The following is a 21,111-nucleotide window of genomic DNA, read 5'->3' as shown; positions in this document are numbered from 1 at the left end:
CGGGGTCCGGTCGCCGGTTCGGCGCTGGTCGCGCCAAGACAGAAAGGCCCTCATTGCCCGAAGACGTGAAACCCCGCCGACGCAACACCAAGGCGGAACAGCGTGCCGAGACGATGGAGCAGATCCTCGACGCGGCCGAATATCTCTTCTCGCAGCACGGCCTTTACGGCGTGACGCTGAAGGATGTCGCGAAACGCGTCGGCGTCCACCACACGCTGCTCAATTACTATTTCGAGGACAAGAAGAAGCTTTTCGACGCCGTCTTCGCCCGCCGCGCCGTGGTGACGAGTGAGCGGCGCATGAAGGCGCTCGACGAATATGACGTGGCGACCCAGGGCAAGCCGAGTGTCGCGGGGGCGCTGCGCGCTTTCCTCGATACCGATCTCGACCTCTATATCGAGGGCGGGGAGGGCTGGAAGAATTATGCCGCGCTTGGCGCCCAGGTGGCGAACGCACCCCAATGGGGTGCCGAACTGATGGACGAGCATTTCGATCCGGTCGTGCTGCGCCTGATCGGATTGCTGAAAAAGGCGCTGCCCGATTGCAGCGAGCAGGATATCTTCTGGGGCTATCATTTCGTGACTGGCGCCCTGATGCTCACGCTGGCGCGCACCGGGCGTATCGACAAGCTTTCCGGCGGCATCTGCAAGTCGGACGATTTTGTTGCCGTCAAGGATCGCATGGCGTCGTTCATGGCCGCCGGCTTCCTGGAATTGTGCCGCCAGCATTCGGGAAAAGAGCCGTTCTGACGGCGTGATGAAGGTGATTCCCGCCGGCCGCATCAGCGGATGTTACACATAAAAGACACTAACTAGCTTGAGAGTGAATATGAATCGAGCTAGCGACGAACGCAGGTCAAGAGGGAGGAACAGTCAGATGTCACTGCAAGGACGCGTCGCGATCGTAACCGGGGCCGGCGGCGGATTGGGCCGGGCGCATGCCCTGTTTCTGGCGCGCCACGGAGCTAGGGTGGTGGTCAACGATGTGGCACAGCAGGCAGCGGAGACCGTTGCCGCGGAGATCGCCGCCACCGGCGGCGAGGCGCTTGCCGTCGCCGGATCGGTCACCGACGAGGCGGCGGTCGCCGCGATGGTCGCCCGGGTGATGGACCATTGGGGCCGGATCGACATTCTGGTGAACAATGCCGGCATCCTGCGCGACAAGAGCTTCGCGAAGATGAGCCTCGACGATTTCCGCATCGTGATCGACGTTCACCTGATGGGCGCGGCGATCTGCACCAAGGCGGTGTGGGAGATCATGCGCGAGCAGCGCCACGGCCGCGTGATCATGACGACGTCTTCGTCCGGCCTGTACGGCAATTTCGGCCAGGCCAATTATGGCGCCGCCAAGATGGCGCTGGTCGGGCTGATGCAGACCCTGGCGATCGAGGGCGAGAAATACGGCATCCGCGTGAACTGCCTCGCGCCGACTGCCGCCACCCGGATGACTCATGGCGTCTTGCCCGACACTAGCCTCGACCTGCTCGACCCGGCGCTGGTGAGCCCGGGGCTGCTCGCGCTCGTCGGCGAGGATGCGCCCACCCGCGCGATCCTCTGCGCGGGCGCCGGTCATTTCGCGCGGGCGAGCGTCACCTTGTCGCAGGGGCGGCATATCGGCGGTACGGGGGATGCCGGCGAGCAGGTGGTCGCCCATTGGAACATCATCTCCGACCGGGCGGGCGAGATCGTCCCCGAATATGGCTTCGTCCAGGCCGAGCGCGAGGTCGCGAGCGCCGGCATGGCATCGACGGAAACCGCCCTGGTGGAGTGAAGGAAATGCCGCCGATCCGCTCCCGCTTTCCCGAGCGGAAGGTGTGGGGCGCCGGTCCGCGATGGCATCATGGGCGCGAATGATGCACAGAGCGGCCTGTGGGAGATACGGCGACAGTCATGCGCATGCGCGCCGGCCCGTATGGCGGCCGGCGCTGACTCATGGCGGATACGGGGGACGATCCTGACGTCGACCTGATCGCCGCCGCCATGGGCGGTGATCGCGATGCCTTCGGCCTGCTGCTGCAACGGCATTACAACCGGATCCACGGCCTGGCCTGGCAATTGACCGGATCGCGTGCCGATGCGGACGATATCGCGCAGGATGTCTGCTGCACGTTGGTCGAGAAGATCGGCGGGTTCCGCGGCGAAGCGAGGTTCACCACCTGGCTGTGCGGCATCGTGGTCAACGCCTGCCGCGACCAGAAGCGCCGGCGCCGCTCCTTTCTCGGCTTTACGGAGCGGCTCGGCGTGCTGACCGGGCTGACGCGCGGGCCGGACGGGCGCGATCTCCACGATGCGATGTGGATGAAGAGCGCCATCGCCCGGCTCAAGCCGGGCTATCGCGATGCGGTGGTGCTCGTGGCGGGACAGCAGCTCAGCCATGCCGAGGCGGCCGAGATACTGGGCGTGGCTGAATCGACCATATCGTGGCGGATGCACGAGGTACGGCGGCTGCTTGCCACCGACCGGGCCGAAGGCGGCTGAACGGCACGGGCGGCATTCGAAGAAATATTTTCAACCGGGCCCAAGGATATCCCGGGGAGGGGCGTCGAAGGGACATGCGGACGATCGTGCGCCGCTGTCACCAGGGAGAGTCCCCCAATGCCCCGCCAATACATGTCCCGCCAGCACCCCGCCATCGCTATCGGCGTGACCGTCATGCTCCTCGCCTCGTGCGCGAGGTCCGGCATCGAGACCGCCGCCCCGCCCGCCGCGCTGGCGGATGATAATATCGTCGTCACCGGAACGCGTGTGCACCAGCAGACTGCCGCGCGGGCCGAAGTCGCCGCTGATGTCGCGATGGCGGTACCTGCTCCACCGCCGCCCGCCCCGCCGCCGCCGCCGTCCATGATCGTGACCGGCAAGATGATGGCGCCGCAGAGCTATCTGGCGCGGATCGCGCCCGAACCTGGCATGCCGATGCCCTATTATCAGGATGTCGGGCGCGACAAGTTCACCGCTACTTCCCAGAACCCCTTCAAGGTCGTGCGGGAAGATCCGGTCTCGACCTTCTCGATCGATGTCGACACCGCGTCCTATTCCTTCGTCCGTGCCTCGCTCAACCAGAACCTCCTGCCCCAGCCGGCGGCGGTGCGGACGGAGGAGATGGTCAATTATTTCCCCTACAGCTATGCGGCAGCACGTTCGGCGGACCAGCCGTTCAGTACCAATGTCGCTGTCTTCCCCAGCCCCTGGACGGCCGGGCGCAAGCTCGTCCGCATCGGCATCCGGGGTTATGAGCTCCAGCGCGCGACCAGGCCGCGCGCCAATCTCGTCTTCCTGATCGATACCTCGGGGTCGATGAACGCGCCCAACAAGCTGCCGCTGGTGAAGCAGTCGCTGGCGCTGCTGCTCGACCAGCTCGATGCCGATGACCGGGTGTCGATCGTCACCTATGCCGGCTCGGCCGGCACCGCGCTCGAGCCGACCCGGGCGAGCGAAAAGGGCCGGATTCTCGGGGTGATCGATCGGCTTGGCGCGGGCGGGAGCACGGCGGGGGCCGAGGGGATCCGCCAGGCCTATGCACTCGCCGAAAGCAATTTCGATGCGAAGGGTGTCAACCGAGTCATCCTGGCGACCGACGGCGATTTCAATGTCGGCATCACCAATCAGGAAGAGCTGAAGGGTTATATCGAACGCGAGCGCGGCAAGGGGGTGTTCCTCTCGGTGCTCGGTTTCGGCATGGGCAATTACAATGACGCGATGATGCAAACGCTGGCGCAGAACGGCAATGGCGCGGCCGCGTATATCGATACGATCGGCGAGGCGCGGAAGACGCTGGTGGACGAGGCGACCTCGACCCTGTTCCCGATCGCCAAGGACGTGAAGATCCAGGTCGAGTTCAACCCGGCGACCGTCGCCGAATATCGCCTGATCGGGTATGAAACGCGCATGCTCAACCGCGAGGATTTCGACAATGACAAGGTCGATGCGGGCGATGTCGGATCGGGCCAGACGGTCACCGCGATTTACGAGATCGTGCCGGTGGGTGGTCCGCGCGCCATTGGCGATCTGCGCTATGCACGGCCCGCACCAGTTGCGGCGTCAGCGCGCGGCGGCGAATATGGTTTCGTCAGGATCCGCTACAAGCTGCCGAAATCCGACACGAGCCGGCTGATCTCGACCCCGATCGACCGAACGTCGGAGGTTGCCCGGTTCGAGGATGCGCCGCGGGAAGCACGGTTCGCGACCGGGGTCGCGGCGTTTGCCGAACTGCTTCGCGGTGGCAAATATAACGGCTCGATGAGCTATGACGATGTGCTGCGGATCGTCACGGCCGCGCGGGGCGAGGATGATTTCGGCTATCGCACCGAGTTCGTCCAGCTCGTCCGGGCGGCCAGGTCGGCCGGGGCGCTGGCCCAGTTGCGGCGATAGGCAAGGGGGTGCGGCGTCAGGCGCTGCCGCCGCACCCGATCGCCATTCGACCCGTCGGCAATTGAGGCTATAAGGCCGGCAGATGTTGCTTTCGTCTCCTCATTGCCTCGGGCCAGTGGCGGGTTTCCATGCGATCCGTGCCGCAGACGGGGCGCCGTGAATGGAGCCCGATAGCGACCTCTCGGCTTCGCTGCCCGACCCACCGCCGCCAAGGCCCGCCGCCCGGGATTCGGCGATCGAGGCGGCGATGCAGCGGTTCGATGCGGCCACCGGCCCCCCGCGCGCCGTCGATCCGCCGCGCCCGGCAACGCCGCCGCGACGGTCGTGGATCGGCGGCCCCCGTATGGGAGCGCTGGTCACCGTCGCGCTGGTCGCGGTGGTGGGCGTGCCGGTCTGGATGACGACAAGTCCCCGGTTTGCCAGCGATACGCAGGCGCCATCGCCTGTGGACGTGCCATCCCGGCCCGCACCCGCTTCGCCCCCCGGGCCGCCCTTGCCGGTCGCGGCCGATATTGCGCCGCCGGTCGTCACGCCTCGAGGCAAGCCAACCGGGTCGCTTTCGGCGGGCGCGAATGTTCCGGCGGCGCCTCCCATATTACCAACGGTGAAGGCCGATGTTGCGCCGCCACCGCCACCGCCACCCCCACCGCCGCCGCCGATGGAAATGAAACGCAGCGCCGCTTCCGCGCGGGCGGAAAGCGCATTCCTCGCCGCACCTGTGGCCGCTCCGCCTCCCGCGGCCGCGGCGCCGTCCGCTCCGGTGGTGGAAGATTCCGCCGATGCGAATATCGTGGTCACCGGGACGCGGGTAAGCGGATCGAGCGGCAAGGCCGGGGCGCGGGCCCGGATGGTGTCGAAGCGCGCGCGACGCGGCGACTGGAATGCGTGCACGGTGGATGATCCGGGCCGCGATCTCGGTGCGTGCGGGAAACTGGTCGATCCGGCTGCGCCGGGCCCCGCCGGACGCGCGGCGGCGCAGGTGGCTGATGGACTCTCGCTGGCGTGGCGTGGCGATGTCGACGGCGCGATCGCGGCATTCGACCGGGCGATCGAGGTGTCGCCGCGGCTTGCCATCGCCTGGCTCAATCGTGGCCTGTCACGGGAGCGCAAGGGAGAGCTTGCTGGCGCCATTGCCGATCTGGACCGGGCGGTGCGCTATGCGCCGAATGCGGCGCGCGGCTATTATAACCGCAGCCTGTTGTTGCGTCGGCAGGGCGACATCCGCCGGGCGGATGCCGATGCGGATCGCGCCGTCGATCTCGATCCGCGCTACGAAGACGTGGTGGACTGAACGCCGATGCCGCCCTGCGCAGCGATCCGCCCCACGGCGGATCAGCGTGAGGCGCCGACCCGCTGAACGAACCGCTCGGCGACCGACATGCGGATCGGCTTGCCGTCGCGCATCTTGACCCAGGTGTTCACGCTGATGCCGAGGGTCTCCATCACGCAATCCGCGGTCTGCGCGCGCAGCCGGTCGCGGGCGTCCCTGACCAGGTCGGGATGAACATAGCAGAGCCGGGTACGGCCGGAGCGCCCGGCCGGGATCGTTCCTTCGCCGACGCCGATCGGCGCTCTGGCGCCGCGTCCGGCGGCGGATTGCTTGGTGTCGGACCATGGGTCCATGGCTTGGGTCGTCACAATGGTTGCTCCATCGGGGACTAGAAGGTCTTCTTGCGCGCCTCTTCGATGATCCGTCTGGCGCGCACCGGGTTGAAGATGCCGCACGAGCAGAAACGGCTCAGCGCCGCCGTCACCTTGTCGGGCGAGGCGCGGTTCTCCTTGACCATGTCGATCATCTTCTTGGCGAGCGACTGGCTGATCATGCCGTGGCCGCACATGGTCGACAGGGCGAGCACATGGCGGTTCGGCGCATTGTCCTGAATGCCCTCGAAGCCGAGCGAATAGCCGACGCTGTGCCGAGTGATGCCGGCCGCCTTGCAGCAATTCTGGGCATTCTCGATCGAGGAGGAGATGTTGATGCTGAGGCCGAGGTCCTCCTCGACGATTCGCTGGACGAATGCTTCCGCGTCCTCGCGTGTCGCGAACACGGCGGAATAGGTCGTCGGCTCGCCCAGGCCGTCCATCACCCTTTGGAAATCGGGCTTGGTCGGGCGCCTGGCGAAATGCTCCATCGCGTGGCTATGTTCGGTCGGCCGCGTGCCGCCGCCGTGGATCGCGTCGCCGATGTTCACCGGATTATAGTCGAGCGCGATCTCCAGGAAGCGCCGCAACGCCGGCTTGGGGTCGCCCGTCTGCGCGCCGCCCTTGGCGGGCAGCGCGAAGATCACATAATCGTCCTTGAAGCTTTCTGCGGTGCCGTAGCGGTGAAGGGTGTTGGTCATGCCGCGACCGACTCCTGTGCTTGACTGGCCGGTTCGGCATTCTCGCGCGCAAGCTCGCGGATCTGCGGGCGGCCCAGGCCGAGATTGGTCTTGGCGCGCTTCAGCGTGTAGCCGAGGCTCTCCAGGATCGGGGCGACCACGCGCTCCTCGCCATCCTCGTCGCAGCGCGTGCCGACGCCGAGCACAACGATCGTATCGATCCTCTTCTCGACCGCCCAGACGGTGCGGATGATCTCCTCGGTGCGCTCGACCGGCACCGTGATCTCGAGGATCGCGGAGAGCACCTTTTCGTTCAGGATGTCGTCGCGGATCTTGCCGGTCTCGACATCGCTCATCATCGCGGTGACCGGGTTCTTCGGCTGGATCTTCACCCCAAGGGCGGCGAGGGCCATGCTCATTTCCTGGATCTGGTGGAAGCGCACGCCAACGCCCGGACGGCCGAACTCGATGGTGAAGCCGACCATGCCGACCGCGATCCGGTTGGAGATTTCGTTGGTCTTCACTTCCTCGGTGCCGCGGCCGGTGACGCCGGTCGATTCGTGCGGCACGCGCGGATCGGAAAAGGCGCGGCGCACGACGCGGGGCCAGGTCAGCGGATCGGGCTCGAGCGCGTCGGTCGGGCAGATATCGGGATCGGGTTCGAACCGGAGCCACAGCTTCGACATCATGCGCCGGGTGAAGCGAACCGTCCGGGGCGGCAGATGCTCCTTGCTCAGCCCGTTATAGCACGCATAGCATTCGACGCATTCGTCGCTGTTGACCGTCGCCTTGCGCGTCTTCGGGTCGACATAGATCGCCCCCATCGGGCAGGCGTAGGTGCAATTGCCGCAGCCAACGCATTTCGTCTCGCTGATCTTCATATCCTGCCTGACCTCCCCGGACCTCGGCGGCGGCGACCGCTTTCGCCTGTCGGGCGTTGCCCGCGACGGTGCGGGCGTTTCCCCGTTGCCGACGATAGTGATCGGCTCTCGACGATTGTTGCATACTAAAGTAACTGTTTGTATGCATCAAGCCATTGGCCGAACGTGTCAATGGTCTTGATGTCCGATTCCGATCAAACCTCTCACATCGGGAGACGAAAGCCCGTCACGCGGCGGCCGGTTCGCCCCGGTACAGGGGCCTGGCGGCGTCGATCCGCAGGAACAGCAGCGCGGCCGCGAAGCACAGCACCGCCAGCACGAAGAAGGCCGGATTCCAGCCCGCATAGGTGACGATATAGCCGGTGGCGAACGAGGCGATGGCGCCGCCGATATTGCCGCAGCTGTTCATCACCGCGGAGACTGAGCCGGCGTAGTTGCCGCCGATATCGAGCGTCACTGCCCAGGATACGCCGACCGTCAGCTCGAGCCCGAACACCGCGAGGCAGAACCAGGCGACGCTGGTCAGCGGATCGGCCGACAGCACCGCCATCGGGATCGTCGCCGCCGCGATCAGGAATCCGGTCATCGCGACGATCCGTCGCGACAGGGTCAGGTTGCCCGACCGATGCGCCATGCGGTCCGAAATCCAGCCGCCCGCGATGTCGCCGGCGACGCCGGCCATCAGCGGCAGGCTGGCGTACAGGCCCATCCTGGTCAGGTTGAAATCATGCGCTTCCTTAAGATAGGTCGGGAACCAGGTCAGGAAGATGCCGATGCTGTAGGCATAGCAGAAATACATCGCCGACAGCGTCCATATCTGCCCGTTGCCGAGCAGCTTCGCCCACGGCACCTTGACCGTTCGGCTCGGTGGAGGCGCTGCCCCCAGTGCATCGGTGATCAGCGCCAGTTCGGCCTGGTTCACCTTCCGGTGCTCGCTCGGCAGGTCGCGGTAGAAGAAGAACCAGAGCGCCGCCCAGAGCAGGCCCACGGCCGCGAACACGAAGAAGGGCGCGCGCCAGCCGAAATCGGCGATCAGCAGCACGACGAACACCGGGGTGATCGCGCCGCCGAGCCGCGCGCCGGCATGAGTGACGCCCTGCGCGAAGCCGCGCTCCTGCGGCAGCATCCAGCGCGAGAGGGACCTCGTGGCAATCGGGAAGGCGCCCGCCTCGCCGGCGCCGAACAGCGCGCGGCAGACCAGCATCGATCCGGCCGACCAGGTCATCGCGGTCAGCGCGGTGAAGCTCGACCACCATATCACGATCCAGGTCAGCGCCCGGCGCGGGCCGAACCGGTCGCCGAGCCAGCCGCCCGGAATCTGGAACAGCGCATAGGTGATCTGGAAGGTGCTGAAGATCCAGCCCATGGTGATCGCGGAGAAACCGAACTCCTGCTGAATCGCCGGCGCCGCGGTGGAGATGACCACCCGGTCCATATAGGTGATCATGTACGCGGCGACCGTCAGCCACAGCACGGCATGGCGGACGCGCGTCGGCCGCCGTGCCACGCGCCGGCTGTCATTCGCTTCAACGGTCATTGCGCGACCGAGCGCACCTTGCGGCCCGCGATATAGACCGAGTTGATCTTGCGGGTGTTTCTGATGTCCTTGAGCGGATCGGCGTCGAGCACGACGAAGTCGGCCCATTTGGCGCGCTCGATCGTGCCCAGGTCCTTCGCGCCCAGGATCTCGGCGCCATATCCGGTCGCCGCCTGGATCGCCTGGCCCGGGGTGAAGCCGTCCTTGACCATCAGCTCCATTTCCCAATGGCCCGAATAGCCGGCGACGCGGCCGGGAGGACCTGAATCGGTGCCGACGCCATAATGCACCCCGGCGGCCGCTTCGCGTTTCAGATTGGCCATCGCGGTATCGAAGAAGCCGGGCAGGCGGGGGAAGGCGGGCGCCGAGGCGACGCTCTTCTGCCGCTCCGGGCTGGCCAGCAGCCGCAATGCCTCGGGCGAGAGCGACTGCTTGAAAAAGGGATCGTCGAGTTGCGGCGCAGGCTTGCCATAAGCGAACATCGCCGCCTCGCGGCTGAGCGTCGCCGCGACCTGGACGATGCCTTTTTCCTTCATCGCGTCGGTCAGTTCCTTGTCGACCGGCTTGTCGCGCACGCTGTGCACGAAACCGTCGACGCCCTGCGCGGCGAGCCGCTTGGCATCCTCCAGATAGAAGATATGGGCGAACACCTTCAGCCCGTTGCGGTGCGCCGCGTCGATCACCGCCTGGCTGATCTCGGGGGGCATCTTGGGCATGGTGGCCAGCTCGTCGTCGAGCCAGAACTTGATATAGTCGGCACCCTTGGCCGCCTGCGCGTCGACCTCGATCGCCGCTTCCCTGGCATTGGCCACGGGGCGGTTGATCCCGGGCACGCCGCCATAGCCGCCGCGGAACACGATGCCCTGGCCGGCGGTGAACAGCCGGGTCATGGTCGGGCGTCCGGCACGTTCGGCGTTGCGGACGGCGAAGACCGAATCCTTGTCGGTGCCCATCACCGCCACGGTAGTGAAGCCGTAGGATGCATAGGTCCTCAGGTCGGCCTCGACATTCTCGGTCGTGTAGAAACGCTCATCCTGGGTCAGGTCATGGACATTGCCCATATGGATATGCGTGTCGATCAGGCCGGGGATGACGAACTTGCCGGTCAGGTCGATCGCCGCCGCATCGACCGGCGCCTGGGCCGACGGTCCGACCCAGACGATCCGGCCATCCTCGACCACCATCGCCGAATTCGGCGTGGCGGCGCCCCCGCGGCCGTCGATCAGCGTGAAGTTCTTCACCACCAGGGTTTCCGCCAGCGCGGGCAGGGTGGCGAACAGGCCGATCGCGCCGGCGGTCGCGGCCAGCAGGCGCCCGGCCAGCCGCGTCTTGCGCCCATGCCGTGCGGTGTTGTTCGGCAAGATGGCGTTCCCCATGGTCACTCTCCTGTTGGACCGTCCCGTCTCGGCGGGCGCGTCGTGCTTACGGTCGGGTCTTCGATTGATCAGATGCGGAAGGCGTCCCGTCGGGCCAGGTCGCGCATCAGCGCCGCGATGCCATAGGTCCAGGGCGGCGCATCCTCGCAATGGCATACCCTGTTGGTCAGCGTGCCGAGCTTCGGCGTCGACACCGTCACGGTATCGCCTATCTTGTGGGTGAAACCGCGCCCCGGCTCGCCGCGGTCGTCGCCCGGCGCGAACATGGTGCCGAGGAACAGCGCGAAGCCGTCGGGATATTGGTGGCTCTTGCCGATCGTCTGGCCGACCAGGTCAATCGGGTCGCGGCTGATCAGTCGCATGTTCGACCTGCCTTCCAGCCGGTACTTGTCCTCGCCTTCGATCAGCAGCGAGACCTCGGCGTTTCGGATATCGTCCATGGTGAACCTGTCGTCGAACAGGCGGATGAACGGTCCCAGCGCGCAGGACGCGTTATTGTCCTTCGCCTTGCCCAGCAGCAGCGCGCTGCGTCCCTCGATGTCGCGAAGGTTCACGTCGTTGCCCAGGGTCGCGCCGCGCGCATTGCCGGCTGAATCGGCGATGATCACCACCTCGGGCTCTGGATTGTTCCAGTGCGAATCGCTGCGGATGCCGACCCATGCGCCCGATCCGACCGCCGAGAGCACTGGCGCCTTGGTGAAGATCTCGGCGTCCGGCCCGATCGCGACCTCCAGATATTGCGACCAGGCGCCGCTCGCGATCAGCATGTCCTTGAGATTCATCGCCTCGGGCGATCCTGGTCGGACCGACTGGATATCCCCGCCGATCTTCTCCTGGATTTCCGCGCGGAACCGCGCCGCGCCGGCTGAATCGCCGCGCGCGCGCTCCTCGATCACCCGTTCAAGCGCCGAGACCGCGAAGGTCACGCCCGATGCCTTGATGCAATGCAGGTCGATTGGCGCAAGCAGGCGGCCCGGTCCGGACTCGTCCCAGGCGGCCCTCAGGTCGAGCGCCTCGATCGGCCCCATGGCGCGACCAGCGGGCAGCGTGCCGCCCGGGGTCAGCATTTCAAGCAGGCCGGAAACCGTGTCAGCTTCCCCGGACAGGTCGAAGACATTCCCGTCGATGACGGAGACGGGAATCGGGCCCTGGTCGCTCGCCAGTCGTCCGATCAGAGTCGCGTCCCGGCTGTCGTCTGGAAGCAGGTCGCGCACTCGTCATTCTCCCCGTTTCCGGGTCGCGAGACGGCGCCCGATTTGATGTATGCATATCAATCATCTTGCATACAGACAACGGGGTATTGCTGAATTCTACCCCGGCTAGGGGTGTGAGGCTACAGGAGTGACGAATGCCCCATCATGAGTTGAGGGAGGGCACGCGATGGCCGGTCACCTGTTGCCTTCCCCGGCGAAGGCCGGGGCCCAGTTGGGAAGGCTGATGTAACGACACGTAACGCCAATTATCATCGCCCCCCGAGTGGACCCCGGCCTTCGCCGGGGACGCAATATTCCCTCGATTGACACTTGTCCTTACGCGATGACGTTCGACTTCGCCTTAACCGACCACGCCTGCATAGATTTCGGCGCGGCGATTGGCGCGCTCGCGGGCCTCGTTCTTTTTCATGCTCTCGACGCCCTTGGCGAAGTGGCTTTCGAGCAGCTGCTTGAGCAGCTTCTCGTCGCGCGCCTGGATCGCGGCGTTGATCTCGCAATGCTCGGCGAACGCCTCGGCCCAGCGGTCATGGTCGAGCGTGGTGACATGCCGGGCGCGTTCAGCGCGCGGCAGCAGCAGCCGCCAGGCGAGCATCAGCGAGGGGCTCTCGGCCGCCTGAACGATATGCTCGTGGATCAGGCGATTCGCCTCGAGATAGCTCAGCCTGTCCGATTTCTCGAAATAGGCGGCCAGGTCGGCCTGCAGCTCGTCGAGGATCTCGATCTGCTCGGGCGTCATCCGGCGGCAGGCGAGTTGCCCGGCGAGCCCTTCGAGCACGCCGAGCACGGTGAAGACGTCAGCCGCCTCCGACTTGTCCGGCACGCTGACCACGACGCTGCGGTTCGGCAGCAGGTCGATCAGTCCTTCGGCCGCCAATGTGCGAAAGGCCTCGCGGATCGGCGTGCGCGACATGCCGAGCGCCTCGCTCAGCGCGACTTCGCGCAGGCGTTCGCCCGGCGGCAACTCGCCAAGCAGAATCATCTTCCGAATTGTCTTTACCGCATCAAGTCGAAGCCTGCCTTTGCGGGGTCCTGCACTGGCGCCGTTCTTTAATGGAGCCTTGCTCCGCACGGTCTTGGTCTTGGTGCCAGTTTTTGCAGTTCGGCTCATCATCTCAGCGCCCAATTGTGATTTTTTGGAGGTTAACGTCGTGAGACAGCGTTTACCTAAAGGTCCGAAGGGGACTTATCAAGCTGGCGCGCCCGGCCATCGCCCGGCTTTCCCGATCGCTTCGCGTCGACCATATCCGTATCCCGCATCCCCGCCATGTTTCGGTCCGACGAATAACCTAGTCCGATCAGTAAGCTAATGCAATTTGCATGCAAGTTATACGATATCCTATATGTTACATGCAACATTAAGGCGAAGGGACGGGTGCACCGTGACCGAATCATGCTGAATGGATGGTGATGATGAACTGTTCGGATTCACCATAGCCGTTCGTGCTGAGTAGGGACCGAGTAGGCGAAGCCGTATCAAAGGCCCGTATCGACGCACCTTGGAATGCGGTGCGCCTGTTCTCCGATCCACCGCTTCGACAGGCCCGGCTACTCGCGATGAACGGATATGGCGACTCCCCGGAAGAAGGGGAGGCCGCCGCGCCACCCCTTCTCCGTCATGGTTTTTCGCTTACTGATTGCGCGACTTCATCATCTCGGCGAGGTCGGCGCGGGTCATCTTCATCTGGTCGGGATGGTCCTCGGTCCATTTGAGGAAGGCCGCGTTGATGTTCGGTGTCCAGCGCTGATCGATCTCGCCCGGCGTGAAGCGCTGCTCGCGGAGCATTTGATGGCCGAAGGCATCGCGCATCGCGATATATTCGGCGCCCTTCACCACCGTCTCGGCCATGATCGCGGGGATGAAGACGACGCCTTCGCGCTTTGCCAGGATCAGGTCGCCCGGCAGCACCGTCGCGCGGCCGATGCGGATCGGCCCGTTGATCCGGAACATCTCCATCTCGCGGATGGCTGAGGGGTCGTAGCCGCGGGTGAAGGCGTTGAACCCGTCGATCTCGGCAAGGCCTGCCACGTCACGCACGCCGGCATCGAACACCACGCCGGTCTTCGACTTGGCGTAGATCGAATTGCCGAGATTGTCGCCGATCAGCGTGCCGTCGATGATCTTGCCATAGCCGTCGCCGACATAGACGTCGCCGACCTGCAGCATGTCGATCGGCCAGCTGTTATGGCCACCGGAGCGCTTCTCCTTCGCGCCCAGCGCGCTGATCGCCTTGTTCATGTCGGGGCGCAGCGGAAGATACTGGACGGTCAGTGCCCGGCCGACGAACGGCCGGTCGTTGTGGACCATCTGGAATCCACCCTCGAACTGGTTGTTGTACCCGACCTGGCGCAGGATGCCCCAGGCCTCCTCGGTGTTGACGTCGAGCAGGCGCTTCAGGATCGCATCAGGCACCCTGGGCCTTCCGTCGGGGAAACGCTCCCCGGTCCAGTCGGCGGTGTAGAACAGGATATCGTCTCTGGTCGCCTGGATCTGCGCATGGGCGGGTGCCGTCATGGCGACGGCTGACGCGCCTAGGGCCATGGCCAATAGAAGCTTTTTCACTGTATCTCTCCCTTTGTTCTGTTGTCGATATCGCATCCGCGCGGCCGGGGTCGTCGCCCGGAATAGTGGCGGGCCATGCATTGTCTGCTGTGTCGTTCCCCCCCTTTGCTTGGGCCCCGGAAGGATGGTCGAGCCGGCCGGCGCCGCTCGTCAAAATTTGCATACAATTATTGCCAGTTCAATACATTTGCTCCTGATCCGCTGCAGATGCCGGCAGGTGCAGGGGGTGCGACAAGTTGCTGTAACCGACCGTGCGTCGGTGCGTGCATGACGGCACTATGTATCCGGTATTTGTGCCCGTCTGCATGGCGCGAAAGCGTGACTCCCGTTGAATGAAAAAGGGAAGAAGACGTGGATTAAGTGTACATAGAAAAATGGGAAAAATCGTGAATCATGACATGCTGACAGCTTGCCTGAAGCTGTAGCTCGTGCCGCACGGATCGGCCGGGACTGATGTTCGCCCGACGGTCGTATTTCCTGCATCGCAACGCAGCATGAAATATCATCTTGTATTCAATGAATAGAATTGTATCCAAACATACTGTCGTTCGGACTCGAGCGACAGGCGGGCGGCGGGAAGCCGGTGCCAGCAACGTCAACGGCAAAAGCCGCGGCGATAAAAAGGGGAGAATGCCTTGATCGGATTCGCATCGCGACCCGTTGCCGGAGCCTCGTGTCCGCTTGCCGGGAATCCGGGAACCGCGGCGCTGCACCGCTCGGCCACGACATCCTCCCCGCCGCTCTTCTTGCCGCGCCGCGCTGCGCCGGATCGTCCCGATCGCGTCATCGACCCACAAGAACCAACCGGGGGAGAAGATATTGTGACCAAGCTGTTGCCCACGCTCAGGCTGAGCGGTTCCACGATCGCCGTTGCGGCGATGTTTGCCTTCGCATCGGCGGTGCAGGCGCAGGATGCGCAGAGGGCGGCCGACACGACTCCCCAGGCTGCTCAGGTGCCCGCGTCCGCCGGCTCCGGCCAGGAACTGCCGCCCGAGGATTCGGCCAGTCCTGGCGAGGATATCGTGGTTACCGGCTCGGCGATCCGCGGTGTGGCGCCGGTCGGGTCGAACCTGGTGTCGGTCGGGCAGGAAGCCCTGATCAAGACGGCCGCGATCTCGACGAGCGAGCTGGTTAACACGGTTCCCGCGATCACCACCGCCGGCTCGACCCCGCAGGCACAAAGTTCCTATTCCTATTACGCGCCGCAGATCCACAGCCTGGCGGGCAGCGGGAGCAACACCACGCTTGCCCTGATCGACGGGCTGCGCATGCCGGGCGGCGGCCTGCAATATGCCCAGACCGATCCCAACATCATCCCGACCCCGGCCCTGCAGCGGGTGGAGGTGCTCGCTGACGGCGCCTCCTCGATCTACGGCTCGGATGCGGTCGCCGGCGTGGTCAATTTCATCACCCGCAAGACCTTCGAGGGGCTGACGGTCAACGGCCGCGTCGGTTTTGCCGACAGCTATCGCAGCTACGATCTCAACGGCATCTGGGGCACCAAATGGGATAGCGGCGGCGTCTATATCGCCGGGCAGTTCCTGAAGCAGCAGGAGATCACCAGCGACAAGCGGCTGTTCCTCAGCCGCGGCGATTATCGCGACATCGGCGGCAGCAACACCAATAGCTATAATTGCTCGCCCGCCACGGTGCGCGGCAGCTCATCGGCCACGGTGATCTATCCCGGCGCCGACGCCACGACCACGTTGCCGAACAACCAGGCGTTGAACGGTATGTGCAACACTTCGCTTTACGGCAGCGCCGTGCCGGGCGTGCAGCGCGAAGGCGTGCTGGTCGTGGTCAACCAGGAACTGGGCGACCGGATCAGCTTCACCGGCAAGTTCGTGTTCAACCACCTGCAGCATTTCTCGACCGGGACGCCGGGCACCCTGTCGAACGCGCAGACCTATGGCGCGGGGTCGGGCAAGGGAATGCAGATCAACCCCTTCTTCCGGGCGCCGCCAGGCAGCGGTTTCACCCAGGAACTGGTCAACTGGCTCGCCCTCACTCCTACCGGGGATTATGGCACCAACAATTACCAGAACACCACTTTCTACACGACGGGCGTGATCGACTATAAGGTCACCGACAAATGGTCGATCACGGCCAGCGGCGCGCTGGCTCGGTCGAACAGCTACCAGCGCGGCAAGAACACCTTCTGCAGTACCTGCGCCACGCTCGCGCTCAACGGATCGCCGGCGCTGAATGGCACGATAACCAGCGTTCTGCCGGCGCCGGGCCAGACGGGGACGGTCAGCCAGGCGCTGACCACGTCCAATGCGCTCGACGTGTGGAACGGCCTCGGCACCAATCGCACCGCGGCGTCGGTGTGGCAGTATCTCTATTCGAACAACACCAACAACGAACACCAGAACAACATGTACCAGCTCAAGCTGGAGGCGCAGGGCGAATTGTTCGATCTGCCGGGCGGCGCGGTGCGCATGGCCGTGGGCGGGGAATATATGCACGTCACGCAGGACGTGTACGGCCTCAATCCGAACAGCACTGGCACCGGCTACACCAACTTCATCATGAACCTGGGGCCGCGCCGGGTGAAGTCGGGCTATGTCGAGCTCTATGTGCCGGTGGTCGGGGAAGACATGGAGATCCCGCTGGTCAGGAAGTTCGACCTGAGCATTTCCGGCCGGATCGATCATTACAGCGACTTCGGATCGACGACGAACCCGAAGGTCGCTGCCAACTGGCAGATCAACGACTGGATCAAGGTCCGCGGCAACTGGGCCGAATCCTTCGTGGCGCCGCCGCTCAACCAGATCGGCGACGCGCGCCAGGGCTATCTGCGCGGTGCGACCGGCACCGGTGCCAGCGCCGTGCTCGACGTGCCGGTCGCCGCCTATCCCGAGGTGAAGCAGCTTCCGGGCTGCGAGACGGCGACGGTCACCTGCCGCGTCGGCGCCAATACCGGACGCGAGGGGCTTGATCGCTCGCTCGGCGCCGGCTTCGCCGGTGTGGTTCCCCAGACCGGGAGCAGCTGGTCGGTCGGTGTCGACCTGACGCCCGATTTCATTCCCGGCTTCACCGCGAACGTCACCTATTGGGCGAACGTCTTCAAGGGCGGCGTCGCCTCGCCGGCGCAGCCGCTGATCATCAATTCGGCGGCGTTGCACGATCGTCTCACCATCTGTCCTACGAGCTGCACCGCCGACCAGATCCGGACCTTCACCAATGTGGCGAACGGCGCGACGACGGCGGCGACCCTGCCGTCGACGGTGTATTTCCTCATCAACCGCGATGTCGGCAACGTGCTCAACCTCAACGTCCAGGGCATTGATGCCCAGTTCCAGTATCGCGTGCCGACGTCAGGTGCCGGCATCTTCACGGTGGGCGGGTCGATCACCTATTTCACCCGCTTCATGCAGGACTTCGGCGATCAGCCGTTCAGCATCCTCAACACCTCGGGCTATAACTCGCAGTTCCCGTCGATCCAGACCAAGGGGCGCGGGCAGCTCGGCTGGGAGAAGGATGCCTTCTCGCTCGATTTCTTCGCCAACTATACCGGCGCCTATCGCAACTGGATCCAGACATCGGTCAAGCCGGTGACGCTCGGCTCCAACGGCAATCCGACCGGGGGCGGCGACCGGGTGAAGCCCGACCTGACGATCGACCTGCATGCTGCCTACAACTTCAAGGGCAGCTTCATGAACGGCAGCCAGGTCTACATCGACGTGAAGAACCTCTTCGATCGCGACCCGCCTTTCTACAACGGCAACACCACCGGTGCCGGGGGTGTCGGCGCCTGGGGCTTCAACGGCTTCACCTCGAACCTGCTCGGGCGCCTCGTCTCGGTCGGCTTTCGGGCGACCTTCTGACGAGCCGACTCCACCTCATGACCTGAAACCGAAAAGGGGATAGCTGATGGATATCAACAAGCGCGAATTGCTGGTGGCCGGTGCGGTCGCCGGCGCCGGCCTCGCCGCCACCCAGGCCGTGGCGCAGGGCCGTGCCGCCCGTCCGGTCAATAGCGGCAGGCAGCCGTCGTCGGTCGACATGACCTACAAGCCGCGCCGCCTGAACAAGTGCATCGAGCTGTGGGAGGACGGGCAGCCGATTTATTATACCGGCTCGGGCGTCGGCCCGAACGTCGATCCGTACGAACAGGGCAGGAAGATGTGCAAGACCTGGGCGGACGCGATCAGCTATGAAATGGAGCATGGCTGTTTCGACCTGAAGGAACTGCGCGAGTTCATGCGCGGCCTGAAGGACGGCGGCGGTACGAAATCCGGCCACCGTTTCCCTACCGTGTTCGTCTCGCCCCCGGTCATTGGCCTCGATGAGGCTTATGCCCGCGCCAACACCTGGGTGATCGAGCAGCTTCTCTGCACTGGCGTGATGGGCATCCATATCTGCCACGCCCGCGATCCCAGGGCGATCGAGACCTATATGCATATGGGCGCGCGCTACCCGTTCCCCGATTTCCCCAACACGCCGAAGGTCAGGATGCGGGGCCTGCGCGGCAACAGCGCCAGCTATGCCGCCGATATCTGGGGCGTGTCGGGCGGCACCTATCAGCACATCGCCGATCTCTGGCCGCTCAACCCGCGCGGCGAAATCATCTTCGGGGTGAAGATCGAGGACACCTATGCCGACGAGACCGTCGCCCAGACGCTCGCCATTCCCGGCATGGCGATGGCTGAATGGGGCCCGGGCGACCATAATCTGTGGCTGAACGGCTATCACGGTGTGGAGGATGGCGGCCTGTCCGGCCATCCGGTGGTCCGCGATGCCGCCGGCAAGGTGATCGCTGATGTCTCGGCCCTGCCCAATATGGAGGCGGTCCGCGCCAGGGTGCTGGCCGAGTGCAAGAAGAACAAGGTCATGTTCCTCAATGCTGCGGAGACCGAGCCGGGCCACAACAATGTGGTCCAGCAGATCAGGGACGGCTGCATGGTCGTCGCGGCGGGGCAGGGTGGCGAGGACGTCGCGATCATGGGGCGCGAATTCACCAAGCGGAGAATGCCGGTCTGAATCGATGGCATGGGGCCGCCCGTGCCGGGCGGCCGGCTCTGTCGATGCTGCCGCCGCGCCGACGAATCTATTGACAATCTCGGGCACGCAGAAGATGCATGCACGCAGGATTTTTTGTATGCAGTATTGGCTGGGCAGCACGGTGGAAGCCGGGCTTCCTCCGCCGGCACACAGGATATTCGCCACCGATCACGAGGTCAAAAATGGCCCGCACCTATCGATAGAGGATCGACCGTGACGCGTCGCCGGCCACGGCCGCGATCCTCCTTCAGCCCAAGAACGATCGAATACCCCCAGGAGAGAGAAATGACCCGACCCGTTCAGCCCGCCACTGCCCCGAGGATTGCCGCCAGGATCGCAGGCGCCACGCTCGGCGCGATCCTGCTGGCGACGGGCGCGTTTGCGCAGACCGCGCCGCCGACAAGGGGCCCGGCGGCGAACGGCTCGCCTGCCTGGTTCATGCAGGGTTCCTTCCCCGATCCGGGCGGGCGCACCTCGGTCGACGCCAATGGCGTGGTGACCGTCCTGCCGCGCCCCGAAGGCGCGCCCTTCGCGGCCGGCGCGCGTCCTGCTGCCGTGCAGGGCTGCAGCCACACCACCGTCTGCCAGAACCGCAACGGCCCGAAGCGCGGCGACATGCAGCGAGTCCAGTGGGAACAGAAGCTGGGCTACAGGTTCACCTATCCCATCCAGCTTCCGGCGGGCATTGGCGGCGTGCCAGCGGTCGCACTCGATTCGAAGGACAATCTCTGGGTGTTCCAGCGCAAGCCGGCCGGCAGCGCGCAACTCCTGCGCTATTCGTCCGCCGGCAAGCTCACCCGGTCGATCGGTGACGATGTGGTGGGCCATGCCGACAAGGCGCACGGCATGGCGATCGATGCCGACGACAATATCTGGGTGCTCGATACCGCCAACGCCACCGCGAAGAAGGTCAGCCCCGATGGCAGGCTGCTCCAGACGATCGGCGTGTCGGGCCAGCCGGGAGACTGGGACGAGGCAAAGGGCCAGCGGCTACTCTGGGAACCCGTGATGATCGCTTTCGGGCCGAAGGGCGACATCTACATCGCGCAGGGGCATGGCAATGAAAGCCCGAACGTCGTGGATTCGGACAACCCGACCAACAATATCGGCGCGTCGCGGGTCCTGCATCTCGACAGGAACGGCAACTACATAGGCCAGTGGTTCGGCCACAATGTCGGCGAGGGCAAGTTCGTCAACGCCCATGCGCTCGGCATCGACCCGGCCAATGGCGATGTCTGGGTCGGCGACCGCGAGGACTATCGCATCGTCGTCTACAACAGCCGGGGCCAGTTCCTGCGCACGATGCAGACCCGCAACCTGGTCTGCGCGATCCAGTTCGACCGCGACGGCAATCCCTGGATGGCGAGTGGCCAGGACGGCCAGTTCCTGAAGCTGACGCGCGACGGCAAGGTGGTCGGCGCGGTCGGCAACGGCATGGGTATCGGCCCGGGCCAGTTCATCGAGGCGAGCTACTGGGTGTTCGACAAGCAGAACAACATGTGGGCCGGCGATACCAGTGTCGGCCGCGTCACCCGCATCGCGAAATAACCCCATGTACCGGCCTGCTGGCACCCCCGCGCGAGTTGGCCGGCACGTCCGGCGGACTGTTCTGGAACACCTCCCGGGGGGTGTTCCAAATCGGTCCCGGAGGTGTTCCACATTGCTTTTCGGGTGTTCCATGGCGCACGCCCCGCTCATCCGGATGGGTGGGCGATGATCCCTCCAATATCGACTTATTCCCTGCGTCCTCTCAATAAAGGGCGGAATTCCGTCGATTATTACCTCCAAATCTCGTTATTTTAGCGACGTCGGCGCCCCACGGGTTGCTGGCGCTTGTTGAATGGCGCA

At 64.9% G+C, this 21,111-nt stretch carries 16 protein-coding genes; 8 read left to right on the top strand and 8 right to left on the bottom strand.

Features of this window, described 5'->3' with window-relative positions:
* Nucleotides 1–65 precede the first annotated feature (65 nt).
* The 5 genes from NDN01_RS16295 (at nucleotide 66) to NDN01_RS16275 (ending at nucleotide 5,658) form a co-directional block, all read left to right on the top strand.
* Nucleotides 66–749, top strand: coding sequence for a TetR/AcrR family transcriptional regulator (locus tag NDN01_RS16295; RefSeq protein ID WP_272622806.1), 684 nt, complete (start codon nucleotides 66–68; stop codon nucleotides 747–749).
* A gap of 127 nt (nucleotides 750–876) precedes the next feature.
* The gene (locus tag NDN01_RS16290) at nucleotides 877–1,770 is read left to right on the top strand and encodes an SDR family NAD(P)-dependent oxidoreductase (RefSeq protein WP_272622805.1); all 894 of its coding nucleotides are present in this window, start codon (nucleotides 877–879) and stop codon (nucleotides 1,768–1,770) included.
* A 161-nt stretch (nucleotides 1,771–1,931) separates the two neighbouring features.
* Complete coding sequence (locus NDN01_RS16285) at nucleotides 1,932–2,477, top strand: RNA polymerase sigma factor (RefSeq protein WP_272622804.1); 546 nt, start codon at nucleotides 1,932–1,934, stop codon at nucleotides 2,475–2,477.
* Between the two features lie 117 nt (nucleotides 2,478–2,594).
* Nucleotides 2,595–4,367 (top strand): vWA domain-containing protein, encoded by a 1,773-nt coding sequence (locus tag NDN01_RS16280; protein WP_272622803.1) that lies wholly within the window; start codon nucleotides 2,595–2,597, stop codon nucleotides 4,365–4,367.
* A 160-nt stretch (nucleotides 4,368–4,527) separates the two neighbouring features.
* Entirely contained in the window at nucleotides 4,528–5,658 is a 1,131-nt protein-coding gene (locus tag NDN01_RS16275; protein ID WP_272622802.1) for a tetratricopeptide repeat protein, read from the top strand.
* 41 nt (nucleotides 5,659–5,699) lie between these two features.
* Here NDN01_RS16275 and NDN01_RS16270 read toward each other — a convergent pair whose 3' ends face one another.
* The 8 genes from NDN01_RS16270 to NDN01_RS16235 all read right to left on the bottom strand — a co-directional run bounded on the left by NDN01_RS16270 (nucleotide 5,700) and on the right by NDN01_RS16235 (nucleotide 14,256).
* Nucleotides 5,700–6,005, bottom strand: coding sequence for a hypothetical protein (locus NDN01_RS16270; RefSeq protein WP_272622801.1), 306 nt, complete (start codon nucleotides 6,003–6,005; stop codon nucleotides 5,700–5,702).
* Nucleotides 6,006–6,025: 20 nt separating this feature from the next.
* Entirely contained in the window at nucleotides 6,026–6,709 is a 684-nt protein-coding gene (locus NDN01_RS16265; RefSeq protein ID WP_272622800.1) for a hypothetical protein, read from the bottom strand.
* Nucleotides 6,706–7,569, bottom strand: coding sequence for a 4Fe-4S dicluster domain-containing protein (locus NDN01_RS16260; RefSeq protein WP_272622799.1), 864 nt, complete (start codon nucleotides 7,567–7,569; stop codon nucleotides 6,706–6,708). Before NDN01_RS16260 ends, NDN01_RS16265 begins: the two co-directional genes overlap by 4 nt.
* A 226-nt stretch (nucleotides 7,570–7,795) precedes the next feature.
* On the bottom strand, nucleotides 7,796–9,106 hold the full coding sequence (locus NDN01_RS16255) for an MFS transporter (protein ID WP_272622798.1): 1,311 nt from the start codon (nucleotides 9,104–9,106) through the stop codon (nucleotides 7,796–7,798).
* Nucleotides 9,103–10,482 (bottom strand): amidohydrolase family protein, encoded by a 1,380-nt coding sequence (locus tag NDN01_RS16250; protein WP_272622797.1) that lies wholly within the window; start codon nucleotides 10,480–10,482, stop codon nucleotides 9,103–9,105. The genes NDN01_RS16255 and NDN01_RS16250 overlap by 4 nt, the downstream gene beginning before the upstream one ends.
* Before the next feature lie 68 nt (nucleotides 10,483–10,550).
* Complete coding sequence (locus NDN01_RS16245; RefSeq protein ID WP_443025131.1) at nucleotides 10,551–11,696, bottom strand: fumarylacetoacetate hydrolase family protein; 1,146 nt, start codon at nucleotides 11,694–11,696, stop codon at nucleotides 10,551–10,553.
* 340 nt (nucleotides 11,697–12,036) lie between these two features.
* Nucleotides 12,037–12,675: a GntR family transcriptional regulator gene (locus NDN01_RS16240; RefSeq protein ID WP_443025130.1), complete on the bottom strand. Its 639-nt coding sequence runs from the start codon at nucleotides 12,673–12,675 to the stop codon at nucleotides 12,037–12,039.
* Between the two features lie 648 nt (nucleotides 12,676–13,323).
* Nucleotides 13,324–14,256, bottom strand: coding sequence for an RraA family protein (locus tag NDN01_RS16235; protein ID WP_272622796.1), 933 nt, complete (start codon nucleotides 14,254–14,256; stop codon nucleotides 13,324–13,326).
* 821 nt (nucleotides 14,257–15,077) lie between these two features.
* On the opposite strand from NDN01_RS16235, the gene NDN01_RS16230 reads away from it, so the two are divergent.
* From NDN01_RS16230 to NDN01_RS16220, 3 genes are all read left to right on the top strand, one after another.
* Complete coding sequence (locus tag NDN01_RS16230) at nucleotides 15,078–18,086, top strand: TonB-dependent receptor domain-containing protein (protein WP_272622795.1); 3,009 nt, start codon at nucleotides 15,078–15,080, stop codon at nucleotides 18,084–18,086.
* A gap of 46 nt (nucleotides 18,087–18,132) precedes the next feature.
* Complete coding sequence (locus NDN01_RS16225; protein WP_272622794.1) at nucleotides 18,133–19,242, top strand: hypothetical protein; 1,110 nt, start codon at nucleotides 18,133–18,135, stop codon at nucleotides 19,240–19,242.
* A gap of 306 nt (nucleotides 19,243–19,548) precedes the next feature.
* Nucleotides 19,549–20,811, top strand: coding sequence for a hypothetical protein (locus NDN01_RS16220; RefSeq protein WP_272622793.1), 1,263 nt, complete (start codon nucleotides 19,549–19,551; stop codon nucleotides 20,809–20,811).
* The last annotated feature ends 300 nt before the right edge of the window (nucleotides 20,812–21,111 follow it).

The sequence above is a fragment of the Sphingomonas sp. QA11 genome (assembly GCF_028473665.1).
Classification (GTDB): domain Bacteria; phylum Pseudomonadota; class Alphaproteobacteria; order Sphingomonadales; family Sphingomonadaceae; genus Sphingomonas; species Sphingomonas phytovorans.
The sequence above is the reverse complement of the archived record's forward strand: the minus strand, read 5'-3'. Positions and strand labels throughout refer to the sequence as shown.